This is a genomic window from Bacillus sp. FSL K6-3459 (genome assembly GCF_038003305.1).
GTDB classification, from domain to species: domain Bacteria; phylum Bacillota; class Bacilli; order Bacillales; family Bacillaceae; genus Bacillus; species Bacillus pumilus_O.
Genome location: NZ_JBBOOW010000001.1, coordinates 2,064,188 through 2,080,656, shown reverse-complemented (window position 1 = coordinate 2,080,656; position 16,469 = coordinate 2,064,188). Strand labels below are relative to the sequence as shown.

The following is a 16,469-nucleotide window of genomic DNA, read 5'->3' as shown; positions in this document are numbered from 1 at the left end:
AACTGTAAAGTGAATGAGAATGCTTATCACATAAGGGTTTGTTCATAACTTTCCCCCATAAATTGAGTTTAAACATTTCTTCTTGTATGAAATCTGTTAAAATAAAGGGAGAAAATATTCGAATTTTGTCAGGAAGACAGGTGCTTTGATGAATGACTCTTCATTATTTGGATGTCATGTTAATGGACAGCGTATATAAATTGAACGGAGAACGCTCCATTAGTGCTGTCTACCATCTTTTTAAAGGAAAAAAATCATCACAAACCATACAGGATGCCAGCTTGTTTGAGCTTTCCAGGTACTTCGGCTGTTACCCAGGGTTTACGAGGGATCAGCTGAATCGTTCTGCTTTAAAGCTTGAAGAGAAGCACTACATTAGAAAGAGCGATGAGACGCTCAGCATCACTGAAGCAGGGCAGCGAACGCTACACCAGCATTTTTCTGAAAAACCGATGCCTGCTCATTTTCATGGTGCCAAATATCATGATAAAGCAAAGATGCTATGGATGAGGCTCTCTTTACTTGTACAAGTGCTTTCTCACCATATGGCTGGATCACATCAATATGTTCCAATACAAAGAGATATCTCAGTTCAAAGCTGGACGAAATCTTTTTTGAAACAGCATCAGCAGAAAAGCAAGCTTTCAGAAGAGCTACATCATGAACTAGAAAAACTTCTGATGAACCTTAGTGAGCAAGAGGCACTGATTTTTGTTTACTCATTGACCTCAAATGAACGAATCGGGCGTACGTATCAGCAAATGGCGGAGTGGATGAAAGAAGATGTGTGGTATGTGTATCTGCTTTTTTGGAATGTACTCCATTATTTTATTCAATCTGCCCAAAAAGGTGAAGCGCCGATTGTGCAGCAAATCGTAGGTGATCTTGAATTTAAACGCGTGTTAACAACTTCTACTCACAAAACACTAGAGCTTGTCCAAAAAGGATTTGATATTGAACAAATTGCTCACATTCGTTCATTAAAAAAGGCAACGATTGAAGATCATATTGTAGAGCTGTCGATACATGAGCCAAGCTTTTCAATAGAGCCATATGTGAGTATAGAAGAGCAGCAGGCAATTCTTGCTGTAGCCAGAGAGCTGCAAACAAATAAAATGAAGCTGATTAAAGAAAAACTCGAGCATACATTTACTTATTTTCAAATACGATTGGCACTGACAAGGATGGTGAAAGCAAATGGATAAGCTTCATCAGACGCTCATGCGATACTTTGGCCATGGCACATTTAAATCAGGTCAAGAGGACATTATTCGAAGTGTGCTGCATCAAAAAGACACGGTGGCCATGCTGCCTACTGGTGGAGGAAAATCACTTTGCTATCAAATTCCCGGTTATATGACAGACGGGTTAGTTCTGATCATTTCGCCGCTTTTATCGCTAATGGAGGACCAAGTCGAACGAATGAAAATGCGCGGAGAAAAACGAGTGGCGGCACTTAATAGTACATTGTCTTTTCAGGAAAGGCGACATATCATTCGGCATTTGCCATCATATAAATTTCTATTCGTCGCACCTGAAGCATTGATGTCAGAAGTGCTCTTAGAACAGCTCAAATCGATGCGTATTGGTCTGTTTGTTGTCGATGAAGCGCATTGTATATCAGAGTGGGGGCATGATTTCCGTCCTGAATATTCGAAGCTTGGAGAATGGAGAGAAGCGTTAGGTCATCCTGTGGCTTTAGCTCTTACAGCTACAGCAACGAAACAAACGCTAAAAGATACTGTGCAAACGTTAAGATTACAGCAGCCAGACTTTCATATTCATTCCGTCAATCGCCCGAACATTGCCTTAGTCAAAGAAGTGCACGAAACGAAAGAAGCAAAAGAGAGACGGGCTATTGAGCTTGTAGATTTTCTGCAAGGACCAGGCATTATTTATTGCCCGACTCGGCAAATGACAGAAGAGCTTGCTCTCTGTATGAAACAAAAAACCAATCAGCGAGTTGAGTTTTATCATGGCGGAATGGATGCAGGAGACCGCATGCTGATTCAGCAGCAATTTATCAGCGGTCAGCTTGATCTCATTTGCTGTACGAGTGCTTTTGGCATGGGAATTGATAAAGCAAATATCCGATTTGTCATTCATATGAGCCCGCCACAATCGATTGAAGCATTTATGCAAGAGATTGGAAGAGCGGGAAGAGACGGGAAAAACAGTGTGAGTATTCTTTTATATACAGAAGAGGATGCAGAAATTCAGCAACACTTGATCCAAGCAGAAGGATTTGACGATCCAGAAATTGATTTCTACTTAGCACAACTGACACAAATGCAGACAAATGATGAAAAAAAATTACGTGAACGATTGATGGATACAGGGCTTCAAGAGACGCGTGCAAGAATGCTGACGCATTATTACATGATGCATGAGTCCAAGCAGCGCCCGGCAATCCTTATAAATCTAAAAGAAAAATTACAGGACAGACAAACAGAAAAGCTGAGAAAGGTGTGGCAATTTAAAGAGCGGATCATGGATCATGACTGCTTTAGACAATCTCTGTTATCATACTTTCACGAACAGCTTGATCAAGCAGAGCGTGCATGCTCTGACGATTGCTGCTCTTCTTGCGGACTGAATCTGTCTGATTATGAAAAAAAAGAACAATCATTGGAGCTGAATGAAATGAAACACTGGAAGACTGTGCTGGATCGTATATTTCATCTGACAAAAGAGGCGCAGCATTGATAGAACAACATCGCCGAATCATTGAAAAATTAACCGATCGACAAGTCGTAGAACAGCTGTATTTCACGCAGCTACTTATGCTTATCGTTTCTTTTTTACTAGGCATATTTATGTTCGATCAATGGACAGATTTTACATCCCTTTGGCAGATTCATGATATGCGCATTCTGACTTATGGAATTGGCGGTGCGTTGCTCGTCATTATTGTAGATGCAATTGTCATGAAGGTGTTTCCCGCTCATATGTATGATGATGGCGGTTTAAATGAAAAGATGTTCAAAAACCGAAGCATCCCGCATATTGTTTGGTTAGCACTTCTCATTGCCTTTTCAGAGGAAATACTATTTCGCGGAATTGTTCAACAACAATTTGGGCTAGAGATTGCCAGCATCGTGTTTGCACTTCTTCACTTTCGCTATTTATCAAAAATACTCTTGTTTATCCTCGTGGTTTCCATTAGTATTTTTTTAGGACTTTTATACGAGTGGACGGGGAATCTATTTGTTCCTGTTATGACACATTTTGTCATTGATTTAGTCTTTGCTTGTCAAATTCGTTTGAAATATAAGGGGAGGGATGAACATGGAAGAAATGTCGAGAATGCAGAGAAAGAAGGAGCAACTCACAAACAACCATGACGACAATGTAGAGGAAATTCTTGAAGACAAAGTACATCCTTCTGATGACTCTCACTTTCCTACACGAGAAGACTTTCATGAATATAAGAAGCAGCGTACGAAAAAAGTGCGCAATCCTTTGTTTACGACATTGGCTATTATCTTTCCTATTATCGTCATCACTGTTTTCTTTCTATTGATCTACTACACATCAAAGGAAATAAATGATAACAACAATCAAGATGTATACATTGATAAAACCTCAAGTGCCGACACAGACCCAGTTCCATCAGCACTAGCCGAAACAAAAAATGACGCAAACGCTGATAAAGCGGATGCGTCTGATGAAGAGAAGAAAAAGAAAGATGAAGAAAAAGAAAAGCAGCGTTCAAAAGAAAAAGCAGAGCAGAAGAAAAAAGAAAAAGCTGCAAAAGAGAAAGAAGAGCGTGAAAAAGCCGCAGCTGCGAAAAAGCGTGAACAGCAGCAGCTAGCCCTCCAAAAACAGCAAGAAGAGAAAAAACGAAAAGAAGCCGAGGAGAAAAAGAAGCAGGAAGAAAAGCCAGTTCGTGTCGTGCAGCACACTGTTGGACCAGAGGAAAACCTGTATCGAATCTCGATGAAATATTACAAAAGCCGATCAGGTGAAGAGAAAATAAAAGCCTATAATCATTTAAATGGGAACAGTGTATACAGTGGTCAAGTACTCAACATTCCATTGGAAAACTAATTACCTGACATGAACAAATGAAAAAGCACATACATATGTAGAAAAAAGGGACAGGGTGTATGTGATGACTTTGCACGCAATCAGCCGCTATATGGATCAGCCGACAAAGAAAATGATGGAAACGTTGATCAAAAGAAAGCACAAATATGAAGGCTTTGCTAGGCAGTGTAAAAGGTGGCAATGGACAGCCCTTTTGTCACTGGGCATTCTTTTGTTTTATTTTGTGATAACGGCAAATAAGGGAGGCTCTCTTCAGCCAGAAGCGATGATTGCAACACTGCTCGGTCATGAGGTCTTTCTATTTTGGATCATGGCTGAGGTGTTTGCTTTTTATGCTTCTTATTACTATAAGAAAAAAGAAGAAAAGGCTGAGGATGAATATCATCGCCTCAGATGTGAGATTATACAAAAAAGCACAGACTTATGGCCGCAATCAGACCAGTGGAAAGAGCGTGAAGCGGTTTTTCACTATATGCACCAGCAATATGACATTAATCTCTATTATGAAAGTAAATAAATGCGTAAAAAGACGTTTTAATAGTTGAAACGTCTTTTTTCATTCAAGCGTCTTATGAACGACACATATGCAAGGGAGCCATTTATGATGAAATATGCCATCGGATTTACCGCCGCCATTGCGGCTGTTACAACAGGTGTGTGTGTAACGGCAAAAATGGTGAAAACGGCAAAACAAAACAACATCAAAAAGCATTACTTTACAATAGAAGCACTTCAATCAGATCGACCAGCAGTGATTTTCTTCATTTCTGATACACACCGGCGGCTGATTAGTGACTCATTATTAGCAGAGGTCACACAAGAAAAACCGGATGTCATTATGATAGGCGGGGACTTAGCAGAAAAAGGTGTACCCTACGCTAGAATTGAAGAAAATGTGAAACGTTTATCAAGAATTGCGCCCGTTTATTTTGTTTGGGGAAATAATGATCACGAGTTGCACCAGCAAAAGCTTAAAGATATTCTTCATGCTTTTGATGTGACGACTCTGCAAAATGAAACGGCAGTGTGGGATTTCGAAGGCCAACCAATCAAAATTGGAGGCATCGATGATATTCGACTTGAAAAGGCGGATTATGAAGCGATACGACCTGAGTTTGCGAAAGGTGATGTAAATATTCTCTTATCACACAACCCAGATGTACATCATTTAATGAGTGAAGATGAGGGGATCAACCTTGTTTTGAGCGGTCATACGCATGGAGGTCAGATCCGAATTGGGAAATTTGGTCCGTATGAAAAAGGAAGAACAGGTCAGGTAAAAGGCGCATTTTTTCTCATTAGTAATGGCTATGGGACAACGAAGATTCCAATGCGTCTCGGGGCAGAGCCAGAAACCCATCTGATCTATTTAATGCCTGTCAAAACGCGATGACTGGCTGCGCCCTCAATATTTTCCATAAAAGTCACCGTAAGCATAGCTTCATGCTTGTCTTCCGTCTTGACACAGTGTAAACTGAATACAAAATTAAGAACCTATGACTCATCATCTCATATACTACAGTATGATGTGTGTTTAGAAGAGGCAGGAGGGAACGTTATGCGACTGGAGCGTCTGAATTATAATAAAATCAAAATTTTTCTCACACTAGATGACCTGACAGACCGGGGTCTTACGAAAGAAGACCTTTGGAAAGATTCGTTCAAAGTCCATCAACTGTTTAAAGACATGATGAACGAAGCGAATCAAGAGCTCGGTTTTGAAGCGAGTGGACCGATTGCTGTTGAAGTATTTTCACTTCAGGCGCAGGGGATGGTCGTCATTGTCACAAAGAGTCAGCAAGATGATGCTGATGATGATGAGTTTGATGAAGATTACATTGAGATGCAAGTCAAGCTCGACGAGAGTCATCATGTGCTCTATCAATTTGCCTCATTTGAAGATGTGATTCAACTGTCCCATAGTTTAAGTCGTATTGGACTTTTAGGCGGTACAGTTTACCATTATGAAGGTCAATATTTTCTCAGCCTAGATGATTTTGAAGAACTATCAGCTGATACCGTCATTTCCATTTTAGCGGAGTTCGGTTCTCCTACGACATTAACGATCCATCGGCTAAAAGAATACGGAAAAGTGATCATGCAAGATGATGCAGTGAAAACGATCCAAATGTATTTTTAATCACTTTTTTCTATTATATTTAATACTGTTGTGATGAAACAACAGTATTTTTTTATATCCTTTTTATATTTATAAACGCTGATATTTTATTTTGATAAAAAACGTTTTTTACCTTTGCTTTACCAGTACGAAGGTGTATACTATTGCTTGAAAGGGAGCAGTAGATCATGAAAGATTTCTAGGGGGTTTATTTTAATGGCAGCCGATCAAAACGCCGCTCATAACGCAGAAGATAAGCTAGATGTTTTAAAGTCAACTCAAACCGTCATACATAAAGCGCTAGACAAATTAGGGTATCCGCAAGAAGTGTATGAATTGCTGAAGGAGCCAATTCGTCTATTAACTGTGAAAATTCCAGTACGGATGGATGATGGATCAGTGAAGATTTTTACTGGTTACCGCGCGCAGCACAATGATGCTGTTGGACCGACAAAAGGCGGTATTCGTTTCCACCCGAACGTTACTGAAAAAGAAGTAAAAGCGCTTTCAATTTGGATGAGTTTAAAATGTGGAATTGTGGATCTTCCTTATGGCGGAGGAAAAGGCGGTATTATCTGTGATCCAAGAGAAATGTCATTTAGAGAGCTTGAAAAACTAAGTCGCGGCTATGTTCGCGCAATCAGTCAAATCGTTGGTCCAACGAAAGATGTACCAGCACCAGATGTGTTTACAAACTCTCAAATTATGGCATGGATGATGGACGAATATTCTAGAATGGATGAATTTAACTCGCCAGGATTTATTACAGGAAAACCAATTGTTCTTGGAGGGTCACACGGACGTGATACTGCAACAGCAAAAGGTGTGACGATCTGCATCAAAGAAGCGGCGAAGAAAAAAGGAATTGACATAAACGGGGCACGTGTTGTCGTACAGGGGTTCGGAAATGCAGGAAGCTATTTGGCTAAATTCATGTATGATGCTGGAGCGAAAATCGTAGGGATTTCAGATGCTTACGGCGGATTATACGATGAAGATGGTCTTGATATTGACTACTTGCTTGACCGACGTGACAGCTTTGGAACTGTTACTAAATTATTTAATGATACCATCACAAACCAAGAGCTGCTTGAGCTCGATTGTGATATCTTAGTACCTGCAGCCATTGAGAACCAGATCACTGAAGATAACGCGGCAAACATTAAAGCTAAAATTGTCGTAGAAGCAGCGAATGGTCCAACGACACTTGAAGGAACAAAAATTCTTTCAGATCGTGGAGTACTGCTTGTCCCAGACGTACTTGCGAGTGCGGGTGGTGTAACGGTTTCTTACTTTGAATGGGTACAGAATAACCAAGGGTTCTACTGGACCGAAGAGGAAGTCGAAACTCGTTTAGAAGATATGATGGTGAAATCATTTAATAATATTTATGAAATGGCGCAAAATCGCCGCATCGATATGCGTCTTGCTGCATATATGGTCGGCGTACGTAAAATGGCTGAAGCTTCTCGATTCAGAGGCTGGATTTAAGCGGCTCATTTGCATCGCGCCTTAAAATCTCCTATCCTTAAATAGGAGATTTTTTTATGGAATGGAACAACTCATGAAACAGCTAGCAATTGTTATTGCATTGAAACGACAGGAGTGGAACAAATGAAACAAGAAAAAGCGATCATAATCGGAGGCGGCCCATGCGGACTATCAGCTGCCATCGCATTCAAGCAAATCGGCATTGATGCACTTGTCATTGAAAAGGGGAATGTCGTCAATAGTATTTATCATTATCCAACACATCAAACCTTTTTCAGTTCAAGTGAAAAGCTTGAGATTGGTGATGTCGCTTTTATTACTGAAAATCGCAAGCCCGTTCGTATCCAGGCACTTTCTTATTATCGAGAAGTAGTCAGAAGAAAAAGCCTGCGTGTACATGCCTTTGAAAAAGTGAACGCTGTGACGAAAAAAGACGGTCATTTTACCGTGAGCACATCTAAAGACGATTATGTATGTGATTATGTCGTGATTGCGACTGGCTACTATGATCATCCAAACTATATGAATGTCAAAGGTGAAAACCTTCCACATGTGTATCATTATTTTAAAGAAGGACACCCATACTTTGATAAAGATGTCACGGTGATCGGTGGGAAAAACTCAAGTGTCGATGCTGCGCTAGAACTTGTGAAATGCGGAAGCAGAGTCACTGTACTGTATCGAGGCACTGAATATTCATCTAGCATCAAACCTTGGATTTTGCCAGAGTTTGAAGCACTTGTGCGGAATGGAACGATACGAATGGAGTTTGGAGCGCAGGTGAAAGAAATCACAGAAGAAGAAGTGATTTTTACAAATCAGCAAGAGCAAACAGAGCGAGTGAAAAGTGATTATGTTTTTGCCATGACAGGCTATCATCCAGATCATTCTTTCTTAGAAAAAATGGGAGTGACAATTGATCAAGAATCAGGCCGTCCAGCGTTTGATGAACAGACGATGGAGACAAATGTAGAAGGTATTTTCATCGCAGGAGTGATCGCAGCTGGAAATAATGCCAATGAAATTTTCATTGAAAATGGGAGATTTCATGGGGGGCTCATTGCAGAAGAAATCAACAAAAGAATGAAGAGATAAAAAAAGAACTGGATCCTTCTCAAGGATTCAGTTCTTTTTGATATAAAATGGGATTATATAGAAAGTGAATTTCATAAAAATGGGCTCGAGACATATAAAAAAAGGGTAAATCATGGTACGATAATGAAGGATAATGTAGGGAAAGAGGTCTGGTTATGATCGCAATCATCTCAGCAGGATTAGCTCCCGGCATCGCACTTTTAAGTTATTTTTATTTGAAAGATCAGTACGACAATGAGCCGGTTCACATGGTCATCAGATCTTTTATGCTAGGCGTTATACTTGTGTTTCCAACCATGTTTATTCAATATGTCCTTCAAGAGGAGCATATCGCAACGAACCCTATCTTGATTTCATTTGTGACGTCGGGCTTCTTAGAGGAATCTTTAAAATGGTTTATTTTAATGGTCAGTGTCTATGCACATGCACAATTTGATGAACACTATGATGGGATTGTATATGGAACAAGTGTCTCACTTGGTTTCGCAACACTTGAAAATATTCTTTATTTGGTCGGTCACGGAGTCGAATATGCCTTCACCCGTGCTTTATTACCCGTCTCAAGTCATGCTTTATTCGGTGTTGTGATGGGATTTTATATCGGCAAAGCTCGCTTCTCTGATAAAAAGGAGCAACGCAAGTGGCTGATCCTTTCTTTAACGCTTCCTGTGCTTTTTCACGGCCTTTATGATTTCATTTTGTTAGGGATGAAAAATTGGGGATATATCATGCTGCCATTCATGATTTTTTTATGGTGGTTTGGCCTGCGAAAAGCAAAAAAGGCTCGTTCCGTGAAAATGGTGCAAATTTAATGTAGAAAACGTCTTATCAGTTGATAGGGCGTTTTTTTGTCTTTCATCCAATTCTCTCCTGTGATGAATGTATAAAAATAGGGATTGGAAGAAATATATATTCAAACATCAAAAGTACAGGAGGATCAAATATGGACAAAGCTCGTTTCATAAAACAAATCGTCCTTATCTTCTCAATCGTTCTACTCGCAACTTCACTGATGACAGCTGAAAAAAGTGAAGCCTTCACCAGTCAAGTCATCCAGCGTGGTGCAACAGGAGAAGATGTAGTCGAGCTTCAAGCACGACTTCAATACAATGGCTTTTATAATGGCAAAATTGATGGTGTATATGGCTGGGGGACGTACTGGGCCGTTCGCAACTTTCAGAGCCAATATGGTGTAAAGAAGGTCGATGGACTTGTAGGTAAACAAACAAAAAACCTATTAGTTCAAAAGACAAAATACTATAAAGACTTTGTTCAGCAGCAGCTGCAAAAGGGGAATGAGTTTACCCATTATGGCGGGAAACCTCTTGACCAGCAAACAAAAGCTCCTGCGAAAAGAAGCTCACAAAAAAAGACAGCCCAAGGTGCAAAAGAGAATCAAAAAAGTAAAAGTGGCGCATCTGGAAAGTCTGCGAAACAGTCAGGCAATCAGCAAGCAAATCAAACTCCGAAACAAACGGCAGCCAACATGCCAGGTGGTTTTTCTAGTAATGATATTCAGCTCTTATCACAAGCGGTTTATAGTGAAGCAAGAGGCGAGCCTTATGAAGGACAGGTGGCGATCGCTGCTGTCATCTTAAACCGTTTGAACAACTCGACTTTTCCAAATACAATCGCAGGTGTTATTTTTGAACCGCTTGCGTTTACAGCTGTGGCGGATGGTCAATTTTATATGTCACCTAATGAAACTGCAAAAAAGGCTGTGTTTGATGCCATTAACGGCTGGGACCCATCTGAGAGTGCCGTCTATTACTTTAATCCTGATACGGCCACTAGTCCATGGATTTGGGGAAGACCACAAATTAAACGCATTGGGAAACATATTTTCTGCGAATAGAAAGAGGTGTAAATAAATGATCAGAGGAATATTGATTGCCATATTAGGAATTGCTGTCATCTCAACAGGTTATTGGGGCTATAAAGAGCATCAAGAAAAAGACGCCGTGCTTTTGCACGCAGAGAACAACTATCAGAGGGCCTTCCACGATTTAACGTACCAAGTGGATCAGTTGCACGACAAACTTGGAGCAACGCTTGCGATGAACAGTCAATCATCGATTTCACCGGCACTTGCAGATGTATGGAGAATGTCATCAGAAGCACATAACAATGTGAGTCAGCTTCCGCTCACATTAATGCCTTTTAACAAAACGGAAGAATTTTTGGCGAATGTCGGAGACTTTAGCTACAAATCATCAGTTAAGTCCTTGTCAGATGAACCATTAAATAAAAATACGCACAAAACCATTACGTCTTTATATCAACAAGCATCTGATATCCAAAACGAATTGAGACAAGTGCAGCATCTCGTCCTCAACAAAAATTTAAAATGGATGGATGTTGAAATGGCACTTGCTGATGGTGACCGAAAGAACGATAATACCATCATTGACGGGTTGAAAACAGTCGAGAAAAATGCAGATGCATTTGCAGATGTCGATCTCGGACCGACAAATGTGTCGACAGAAGCAGAAACACGTGGCTATAATCATTTAAAAGGGAAAAAGATTTCAAAGAAAGAAGCGATACGCATTGCCCAGCAATTCACACCTGACCATAATCAACATTTTAAGGTGAGAAAAAGTGGAAGCAAAACCAATCGAGATGTGTACAGCTTATCAATGTCAGATCCAGATAGTAAAGCGAATTTCTATTTAGACTTGACTGAAAAAGGAGGACATCCCGTTTACCTTCTTCAAAATCGAGACGTAAAAAAACAGAAAATCAGTTTAAACCAAGCATCAGAAAAAGCACTCAGCTTTTTAAAGAAGCAAGGATTTGATGCAGAGTCATTCCATTTAGATGAAAGTGCGCAATTTGATAATATCGGTGTATTTACCTATGTGCCACTACAAAAAAATGTACTGTTGTATCCAGATAGTGTACGCATGAAGGTTGCATTAGATGATGGAGAAGTGGTTGGATTTTCAGCAAAAGACTATTTAACGAATCATAAAACAAGAGACATCAAAGCACCTAAAATCTCACAAAAAGAAGCGAAGAAAACACTCAATCAGCATGTGAAAATCGAAGATACTCATGTGGCAATTGTTCAAAACGATATGTCAGAAGAAGTTTTATGCTATGAGTTCCTTGGAACGATAAAAAGTGATACGTACCGAATGTTCATTAATGCGGATACCGGAAAAGAAGAACGAGTAGATAAACTAAAAAACGCAGAACCTATATATAAAGACCTATAGAAAAGGAAGTGAGGAAAAGGCGAATAAGCCTTTTCCTTTTGTTTTATACATGGTTTAATATAGGAGAGGATATGATTTCACAGATGAAAGAGTGATGAGGAATGTTACAAATAGGGGATGCAATCACAATTGAATATGTCAATGAGAACAAAGAAGTGAAAACTGCAAAATCGAAAGTTTTGGAAAATAATAACGATGATATTTGCATTAATTATCCAGCTGATAAAGAAACGGGACGCACGATCTATTTAAACCAGCAAACAGAAATCACCGTTTTCTTTTTCGATGAAAGCCAAATTCCATACAAATGCACAAGCGAAGTCATCGGCAAGAGGAAAGAAGATATTCCGATGATCGTCATTTCCATTCCGCCAAAAGAAGAAATGATTCGGCTTCAGCGGAGAGAATATCTGAGAGTCGACACTATGGTCAAAGCCGCGATCACACAAACGGGTGAAGAATCCTTTGACACGTTTATTGTCAATATGAGTGCTGGCGGCTTAGCCATTGCTGTTCCTGAAGGTGTCTCATTGAAAGAAGACGGAGAAGTGATCACAGAGTTTGAACTTCCGCTGAAAGAGCCTGTCAAAATTAAAGCGGTTGCAGAGATGAGCCGAGTCTATCAAGATGAGCAGACTGGCAAAACAAGAGCGATCATGGAGTTTTCTGAGATCTCAAATGATCAGCAGCAGCACATTATGAAGTACTGCTTCCAGCAGCAGCTTTTAACACGTGTGAAAAAAGCATAAGAATAAAGGATGTTAAAAGCTTCCATACTAGAGGTGATAAAATCTAGTGTGGAGGCTTTTTGTATGAAAACAATGGAAAGATGGTTATTTAAAGCGGTGCTCATTCAGCTTGTCTTATTATTAGCCGTTCAGATCACACTTCATTTGACGAAAGGAGAACTATTTTTGTCAAAAGTCGTGCAATACGAGGGTGTAAATAACATGAGCATTGAAGATTGGATCGAGACGTTTAAGCAGAAGGATTGATAGAAAATTCCCCCGTTTGACCGGTGATCGTGTTACAATTCATATGGGAGATTCAATCAAGGAGAGGTATTATGAAAAAGAAATTATCTATCGCAATTGACGGTCCTGCAGCAGCAGGAAAAAGCACTGTGGCAAAAATTGTCGCAGCAAAAAAATCATATATTTATATCGATACAGGTGCCATGTACCGAGCGATTACACTTGCGGCACTTCAACATGGTGTAGACCTTGAAGACGAGCAGGCGCTTGATGCACTACTGAAAAAAACTGTGATTGAACTTGTCTCAACAGACGAGGGTCAAAAAGTTCATCTAGACAATACTGATGTGACAGAGGAGATTCGCACAGACCGCGTGAGCAACCAAGTATCGGTTGTTGCAAAGCACAGAGCTGTTCGGGAAGAAATGGTCCGCAGGCAGCAAGAGCTTGGTAAAAAAGGCGGTGTCGTGATGGACGGAAGAGACATAGGTACACACGTGCTTCCTGATGCCGAAGTGAAAATTTTCTTGCTTGCATCTGTAGAAGAAAGAGCAAAACGCCGCTTCGAAGAGAATCAGAAAAAAGGCTACGATGTCAATTACGATCAACTGATCGAAGAGATTGCAAGGCGTGACAAGCTTGACTCTGAGCGCGAAGTTTCACCGCTAAAGAAAGCGGATGACGCCATTGAAATTGACACCACTTCTCTTTCCATTCAAGAGGTAGCAGGTAAAATTTTAGATGCAGCAGACCGCGTGGAGAAACAGTAAGAAATTTTAGAAAACTTTTATAAGTTAGAGGTTTATCTCTTGACAAACAAGGTCTTTTATTAGAAGTTTATACTAATACTATTTTTATTGATCATTCAAGCAATTCTGTTGATTTGAATGTTTCTATAATACATACTCGGCTGGCAATCATCATGCTTAAGACACATATTCACCCAGTCGTTTTAACTAAGCTGTGTAGGTTTGGACCAAGGAGGTTATCGAAATGACAGAGGAAATGAATCAAATCGATGTTCAGGTACCAGAGGTTGGAGATGTAGTGAAAGGGATTGTTTCTAAAGTTGAGGACAAGCATGTCAATGTAGATATCGTCAATGTGAAACAGCCTGGGATCATCCCAATCAGTGAATTATCAAGTCTTCACGTTGAAAAAGCATCAGATGTCGTGAAAGATGGCGACGAATTAGAGCTTAAAGTAACAAAAGTAGAAGACGATGCTTTGATTTTATCGAAACGTGCTGTTGATGCAGACCGCGCTTGGGAAGACCTAGAGAAAAAGTTTGAAACAAAAGAAGTATTTGAAGCTGAAGTAAAAGACGTTGTAAAAGGTGGTCTTGTCGTAGACATTGGTGTGCGTGGATTTATTCCTGCATCTCTTGTAGAAGCGCACTATGTTGAGGACTTTTCAGACTACAAAGGTAAAACACTCTCACTTGTTGTGGTCGAACTTGACCGCGAAAAAAATCGTGTGATTCTCTCGCACCGTGCAGTAGTGGAGCAAGAGCAATTAGACAAAAAGCAAGACTTCCTGCAAAAACTTGAGGTAGGCAGTGTGATTGATGGTAAAGTGCAACGCCTTACTGATTTTGGTGCATTTGTAGACATTGGCGGCATTGATGGATTGGTTCACATTTCTCAACTATCCCATGCGCATGTTGAAAAACCAGCTGACGTAGTGGAAGAAGGCCAGGAAGTTCAGGTCAAAGTACTTGCTGTTGATCGTGATAACGAGCGTATCTCACTATCTATTAAAGAAACATTACCAGGACCTTGGAGCCAGATTGGCGAAAAGGTAAAACAAGGTGATGTGCTTGAAGGAACTGTTCAACGTCTTGTGAGCTTTGGTGCATTTGTTGAAATTCTGCCAGGCGTCGAAGGACTTGTGCATATTTCCCAAATCTCTCATAAACATATCGGTACACCGCATGAAGTCCTTGAAGAAGGGCAGACTGTGAAAGTAAAAGTGCTTGATGTGAATGAAGATGAAGAGCGCATTTCACTAAGCATTCGTGATTTAGAAGAAAATCCTGAAAAACAAATCGAAGAGAATTATCGTCAATATCAGGCGAAAGAAGAAAACACAAGCGGATTCCAGCTTGGTGACCTGATCGGAGATAAGCTCAATAAATTAAAATAATTTGGTGATCAAAATTGACGCGAGCAGAAAGAAAGAAGCAGCATATTGAACATGCCTTGTCCACTGGACAGCATGCAACAACAGGTTTAAAAGATGTTTCCTTCGTTCACGCCAGTTTACCAGATCTTGCGACATCACAAATTGATACACATACAACAATTGGCGGACTGACTTTCGGTTCGCCAATTTTTATCAATGCAATGACTGGCGGGGGCGGAAAATCGACCTATGAGATTAATCGCTCTTTATCGATCGCAGCGAAGGAAACCAATATTCCGGTGGCAGTTGGATCACAAATGGCTGCACTGAAAGATAAAGAAGAAAGACGTACGTATGAAGTTGTTCGAAAAGTGAATCCAAATGGAATTGTCTTTGCGAACTTAGGCAGTGAGGCAACGGTAAAACAAGCGAAGGAAGCAGTTGAGATGCTGGAGGCCAATATGCTCCAGATTCATTTAAATGTGATTCAAGAGATTGTCATGCCTGAAGGGGACCGTGATTTCAGGGGGGCACTTGAGCGCATCGCAGCCATCAATGAATCAGTTGGTGTGCCTGTTGTCGTAAAAGAAGTTGGATTTGGCATGAGCAAGGAAACGGCCAAAAAGTTATTTCGTGCTGGGGTTACTGCCGTTGATGTAGGCGGATTTGGTGGTACGAACTTTTCTAAGATCGAAAATCTTCGCCGCCAAAAAGCACTTCATTATTTTGATCAATGGGGGATTCCAACTGCAGCGAGTCTTGCTGAAGTACATACAAGTTTTCCAGACCAAACGGTTTTGGCCTCGGGAGGTATACAAGACGCCCTTGATGTCACAAAATCAATTGCTCTCGGCGCATCCGCTGCTGGTCTAGCTGGCTTTTTCTTAAAAGCACTGACTGACGGTGGGGAGAGCGGTCTCATCGCAGATATGATAGATCTTCAAGAAGATGTGAAGATGATGATGACAGTCCTTGGCGTAAAGACCATTGAAGAACTGAGACAAACCCAAGTTGTCATTTCAGGTGAAACAAGTCATTGGCTCAAAGAAAGAGGCATCGACACAACGTACTATAGTGTAAGATCCAATAAGAAAAAGGGCTAAAGCGAGTTTAGCCCTTTACCATCTAAGGCATGTGGTGATCACATGCTTTTTTTATTGATTTCTTTTTCGTGCGCTATCTGGACCTTCTAATGCTGTTGCCCCTTTATAATGAATGGATTGATCACGGTCAGATTCCACTCTCTTTGATGCCTTTAAACGTTTTTCCTGTCTATCTCTTCCCATAATATATCCCTCCTCATCCATTAGGGTGTCACCTCTTGTTTATTTCATACAATGCCCAAAGCAATACCTTACGTTTAAAAAATGGGGATTTTCCCATAATGTAATTGAG

At 40.4% G+C, this 16,469-nt stretch carries 18 protein-coding genes; 17 read left to right on the top strand and 1 reads right to left on the bottom strand.

Annotated features, from left to right (window positions below; genetic code table 11):
- Window positions 1-152 precede the first annotated feature (152 nt).
- The 17 genes from MHI35_RS10405 (at window position 153) to fni (ending at window position 16,177) form a co-directional block, all read left to right on the top strand.
- Window positions 153-1,205, top strand: a complete 1,053-nt coding sequence (locus MHI35_RS10405) for a helix-turn-helix domain-containing protein (RefSeq protein ID WP_335349449.1) — start codon at window positions 153-155, stop codon at window positions 1,203-1,205.
- Window positions 1,198-2,706: a RecQ family ATP-dependent DNA helicase gene (locus MHI35_RS10400; RefSeq protein ID WP_335349450.1), complete on the top strand. Its 1,509-nt coding sequence runs from the start codon at window positions 1,198-1,200 to the stop codon at window positions 2,704-2,706. The genes MHI35_RS10405 and MHI35_RS10400 overlap by 8 nt, the downstream gene beginning before the upstream one ends.
- Entirely contained in the window at window positions 2,703-3,344 is a 642-nt protein-coding gene (locus tag MHI35_RS10395; RefSeq protein WP_211064245.1) for a CPBP family intramembrane glutamic endopeptidase, read from the top strand. Before MHI35_RS10400 ends, MHI35_RS10395 begins: the two co-directional genes overlap by 4 nt.
- Window positions 3,289-4,050, top strand: a complete 762-nt coding sequence (locus MHI35_RS10390) for a LysM peptidoglycan-binding domain-containing protein (RefSeq protein ID WP_335349451.1) — start codon at window positions 3,289-3,291, stop codon at window positions 4,048-4,050. Before MHI35_RS10395 ends, MHI35_RS10390 begins: the two co-directional genes overlap by 56 nt.
- Window positions 4,051-4,114: 64 nt before the next feature.
- Complete coding sequence (locus MHI35_RS10385; protein ID WP_211064247.1) at window positions 4,115-4,567, top strand: DUF2663 family protein; 453 nt, start codon at window positions 4,115-4,117, stop codon at window positions 4,565-4,567.
- Between the two features lie 87 nt (window positions 4,568-4,654).
- Window positions 4,655-5,443, top strand: a complete 789-nt coding sequence (locus MHI35_RS10380) for a metallophosphoesterase (RefSeq protein WP_144521193.1) — start codon at window positions 4,655-4,657, stop codon at window positions 5,441-5,443.
- Between the two features lie 165 nt (window positions 5,444-5,608).
- A complete protein-coding gene (locus MHI35_RS10375) occupies window positions 5,609-6,190 on the top strand; it encodes a genetic competence negative regulator (protein WP_003215601.1) in 582 nt (193 codons plus the stop codon).
- A gap of 195 nt (window positions 6,191-6,385) precedes the next feature.
- Window positions 6,386-7,660, top strand: a complete 1,275-nt coding sequence (locus tag MHI35_RS10370; RefSeq protein WP_003215501.1) for a Glu/Leu/Phe/Val family dehydrogenase — start codon at window positions 6,386-6,388, stop codon at window positions 7,658-7,660.
- A gap of 123 nt (window positions 7,661-7,783) precedes the next feature.
- A complete protein-coding gene (locus MHI35_RS10365) occupies window positions 7,784-8,755 on the top strand; it encodes a YpdA family putative bacillithiol disulfide reductase (RefSeq protein WP_335349452.1) in 972 nt (323 codons plus the stop codon).
- 155 nt (window positions 8,756-8,910) lie between these two features.
- On the top strand, window positions 8,911-9,567 hold the full coding sequence (gene prsW, locus MHI35_RS10360) for a glutamic-type intramembrane protease PrsW (protein ID WP_106049684.1): 657 nt from the start codon (window positions 8,911-8,913) through the stop codon (window positions 9,565-9,567).
- Between the two features lie 131 nt (window positions 9,568-9,698).
- Window positions 9,699-10,610 (top strand): spore cortex-lytic enzyme, encoded by a 912-nt coding sequence (sleB, locus tag MHI35_RS10355; protein WP_335349453.1) that lies wholly within the window; start codon window positions 9,699-9,701, stop codon window positions 10,608-10,610.
- A 16-nt stretch (window positions 10,611-10,626) separates the two neighbouring features.
- Window positions 10,627-11,976 (top strand): germination protein YpeB, encoded by a 1,350-nt coding sequence (gene ypeB / locus MHI35_RS10350; RefSeq protein ID WP_335349454.1) that lies wholly within the window; start codon window positions 10,627-10,629, stop codon window positions 11,974-11,976.
- Window positions 11,977-12,077: 101 nt separating this feature from the next.
- Window positions 12,078-12,725, top strand: a complete 648-nt coding sequence (locus tag MHI35_RS10345) for a flagellar brake protein (RefSeq protein ID WP_335349455.1) — start codon at window positions 12,078-12,080, stop codon at window positions 12,723-12,725.
- A gap of 63 nt (window positions 12,726-12,788) precedes the next feature.
- Window positions 12,789-12,971, top strand: coding sequence for a DUF5359 family protein (locus MHI35_RS10340; RefSeq protein ID WP_003215744.1), 183 nt, complete (start codon window positions 12,789-12,791; stop codon window positions 12,969-12,971).
- 71 nt (window positions 12,972-13,042) lie between these two features.
- Complete coding sequence (gene cmk, locus MHI35_RS10335; RefSeq protein WP_144521205.1) at window positions 13,043-13,720, top strand: (d)CMP kinase; 678 nt, start codon at window positions 13,043-13,045, stop codon at window positions 13,718-13,720.
- A gap of 223 nt (window positions 13,721-13,943) precedes the next feature.
- Complete coding sequence (gene rpsA, locus MHI35_RS10330; protein WP_144521207.1) at window positions 13,944-15,095, top strand: 30S ribosomal protein S1; 1,152 nt, start codon at window positions 13,944-13,946, stop codon at window positions 15,093-15,095.
- A 14-nt stretch (window positions 15,096-15,109) separates the two neighbouring features.
- The gene (gene fni, locus MHI35_RS10325; protein ID WP_211064249.1) at window positions 15,110-16,177 is read left to right on the top strand and encodes a type 2 isopentenyl-diphosphate Delta-isomerase; all 1,068 of its coding nucleotides are present in this window, start codon (window positions 15,110-15,112) and stop codon (window positions 16,175-16,177) included.
- Window positions 16,178-16,228: 51 nt separating this feature from the next.
- Here the strand turns inward: fni and MHI35_RS10320 are convergent, their stop codons facing one another.
- Window positions 16,229-16,360: a YpzI family protein gene (locus tag MHI35_RS10320; RefSeq protein WP_081112329.1), complete on the bottom strand. Its 132-nt coding sequence runs from the start codon at window positions 16,358-16,360 to the stop codon at window positions 16,229-16,231.
- Between the last annotated feature and the right edge of the window lie 109 nt (window positions 16,361-16,469).

Bases quoted from the DNA above. Each gene is read 5' to 3' on its own strand.
- MHI35_RS10405 (WP_335349449.1), top strand. From the start codon at position 153: ATGACTCTTCATTATTTGGATGTCATGTTAATGGACAGCGTATATAAA.
- MHI35_RS10400 (WP_335349450.1), top strand. From the start codon at position 1,198: ATGGATAAGCTTCATCAGACGCTCATGCGATACTTTGGCCATGGCACA.
- MHI35_RS10390 (WP_335349451.1), top strand. From the start codon at position 3,289: ATGGAAGAAATGTCGAGAATGCAGAGAAAGAAGGAGCAACTCACAAAC.
- MHI35_RS10385 (WP_211064247.1), top strand. From the start codon at position 4,115: ATGACTTTGCACGCAATCAGCCGCTATATGGATCAGCCGACAAAGAAA.
- MHI35_RS10380 (WP_144521193.1), top strand. From the start codon at position 4,655: ATGAAATATGCCATCGGATTTACCGCCGCCATTGCGGCTGTTACAACA.
- MHI35_RS10375 (WP_003215601.1), top strand. From the start codon at position 5,609: ATGCGACTGGAGCGTCTGAATTATAATAAAATCAAAATTTTTCTCACA.
- MHI35_RS10370 (WP_003215501.1), top strand. From the start codon at position 6,386: ATGGCAGCCGATCAAAACGCCGCTCATAACGCAGAAGATAAGCTAGAT.
- MHI35_RS10365 (WP_335349452.1), top strand. From the start codon at position 7,784: ATGAAACAAGAAAAAGCGATCATAATCGGAGGCGGCCCATGCGGACTA.
- prsW (WP_106049684.1), top strand. From the start codon at position 8,911: ATGATCGCAATCATCTCAGCAGGATTAGCTCCCGGCATCGCACTTTTA.
- sleB (WP_335349453.1), top strand. From the start codon at position 9,699: ATGGACAAAGCTCGTTTCATAAAACAAATCGTCCTTATCTTCTCAATC.
- ypeB (WP_335349454.1), top strand. From the start codon at position 10,627: ATGATCAGAGGAATATTGATTGCCATATTAGGAATTGCTGTCATCTCA.
- MHI35_RS10345 (WP_335349455.1), top strand. From the start codon at position 12,078: ATGTTACAAATAGGGGATGCAATCACAATTGAATATGTCAATGAGAAC.
- MHI35_RS10340 (WP_003215744.1), top strand. From the start codon at position 12,789: ATGAAAACAATGGAAAGATGGTTATTTAAAGCGGTGCTCATTCAGCTT.
- cmk (WP_144521205.1), top strand. From the start codon at position 13,043: ATGAAAAAGAAATTATCTATCGCAATTGACGGTCCTGCAGCAGCAGGA.
- rpsA (WP_144521207.1), top strand. From the start codon at position 13,944: ATGACAGAGGAAATGAATCAAATCGATGTTCAGGTACCAGAGGTTGGA.
- MHI35_RS10320 (WP_081112329.1), bottom strand. From the start codon at position 16,360: ATGGGAAGAGATAGACAGGAAAAACGTTTAAAGGCATCAAAGAGAGTG.